Genomic DNA, 2,014 nt, shown 5'->3' with positions numbered 1-2,014 from the left:
CTAGGAGGGTGGTGTTTTACGGCCATTGCGGGGACGCTGGTTGACCGGTTGGGCTGTTGGGCAGGGCCTGTGTCGTCGTGAGTGCTTCCTAGCTCAGGTGAATTCGGTTGTCGTGATTGGCGATTCCGATGTTTGGCGGGTCCACAAGTGGCGCTGGTGGGCCGGTTGCGGGCTGGTTGGCTTCACTGACCGGCTTCAGGTCGTGGCTGCGGCCCAGTTTCCGCCTGCCCGGTGCAATCCGAGCACACCCAGGCGTGCGAGGTTGACCGCGGCGGCAAGTAGAGAAAAGTCGGCGGCGACCTTGGTGCGGCCGCGGACACGGGCGCGGCGGCCGCCGTGGCGGCGGCGCATCAGGTGGCCGATCTTGCGTTCCACTTTCGGGCGGGTTGCCTTGTAGTCGGCGATCCAGGCCGGATCTGCTTGGGCGGTGCGAGCGCGGGTGAGTTCGGCCTCGTAGCGGCTGATTGCGATGGTGCGCCCGGTCGCGGAGCCGGTGCACTGCGCGGCCAGTGGGCAGGAGGCGCAGGCCGAACCGAACACCGCGGTGCCACCACCGGCGGTGGCCGCACGGATAGTGACGGTCACCGCGTTGGGGCAGGTGGCCGTGCCCGCGTCGAGGTCGATGGCGAAGCGGTCCTTGGCGTAGCGGCCGCCCGGCGCGGTCGGCGGCTGCACCTTGGTGAAGATTTCCGCGCCCGCGGTTTCCAACACGACCAGCAGCTTGCCCGCACCGTAGGCGGCGTCGCCGTAGACCGCCGGGCACCGCTGGTCTACGGCGCCGCGCACGCTACGGGCGCCCCCGTCAACGTCACCGTCACCGTCAACGTCACCGTCACCGCGAGCCTGCCCGGCCGCGCTTGCCGTCGTCGTCGTGCCGTCACCTGCAGCGAGGTTCGCGTCGTCCCGCGAACCACCGCAATCGCCGTCGGCGGTGTTGGTGTCTTCGGCCACCGGGGTGGGCAGGTCGCCAGCCAGCAGGTCGGTGGCGGGTTCGGCGTCGCCGGCGTTGCCCGCGGTGACCTCGGTGGCGGTGATGATCTCGGCATCGGGGTCGATCGCAATGTGACCCTTGTATCCGTCGAAACCACGAGCGGAGGTCTTGTGCCCGTGGCGCGCCTGCGGGTCCACCGTGGAAATCACCCGATCGGCGGCGACCCGCCGCGCGATGCGGAACATCCCGTCGGCCGCGTCTTGGTCGAGATCCTGGCCGACCACGGTGGCCAACAGCTTTGCGGCCTCGCCCAACCCCGACTCCAACTGCTGCTCATCCAGGCAAGCCAACAGCGCATGCGCATCGCGGGCCAACGCGTCCACCAGCGCCTCCCGCGCCACCGCATCGTCGTAATCACACACCGGTTTTCCCGCCCGCGCGTAGTCGTCGTCGCGGGACAGCCGCGCCCGCAGCCGGGCCTGCAGCTCAGCGTCGGCCACCTGCAACAGCCCCCGGATCGCCGAGCGGATCAGCGTGACCGTGTCCATCGTGGCCACCGCGTCATACAGCGGGGTCGAATCCAGCACCCGCTTCCGCCCCACCAGACCCGCCGCCTTGGCCGCGGCCAACGTCACCTCAAAGATCCGGTCCGGCCGATCCGAGCGCGCCAACCGGGCCCGCATGTCCACCAGCACCGTGTGCACAAACCCCGGATAATCGAAGTCCAGCCCGCCCGCCGCATACTTCCACCGCGCATCGAAGGCGAACCGCTCCACCGCCTCCCGATCCGAGAGGCCCTCAATACGCTGCAACACCATCACCACCGCCACGATCATCGGCGGCACGCTGCGCCGGCCCACATCGGTGAACAAGTCGGCGAACATCTCGTCTGGGAACAGGCTGAAGCACTCCCGGTGCAGCACACCGTAAATCGAGTCCGGTGCCACCCGGCCCTCGCAGAAGTCTACCGTCGTCCGCCACAAATCCGCCTGCTTCGGCGTCAAACCCAAACTCACCCAACCATTCTCACCGATCACGCCCGACTATCGGGTCAACGCCACGCGAAAAACACCACCCTCCTAG

The 2,014-nt window shown here is 68.5% G+C and carries 1 protein-coding gene; it reads right to left on the bottom strand.

Features of this window, described 5'->3' with window-relative positions:
* Positions 1–195: 195 nt before the first annotated feature.
* A complete protein-coding gene (locus CDN38_RS28485) occupies positions 196–1,947 on the bottom strand; it encodes a transposase (protein WP_075509669.1) in 1,752 nt (583 codons plus the stop codon).
* Between the last annotated feature and the right edge of the window lie 67 nt (positions 1,948–2,014).

This window comes from Mycobacterium ostraviense, from assembly GCF_002705925.1.
GTDB lineage: Bacteria > Actinomycetota > Actinomycetes > Mycobacteriales > Mycobacteriaceae > Mycobacterium > Mycobacterium ostraviense.
Note: the sequence above shows the minus strand (reverse complement) of the source record. Positions and strands in the feature narration are given on the sequence as shown.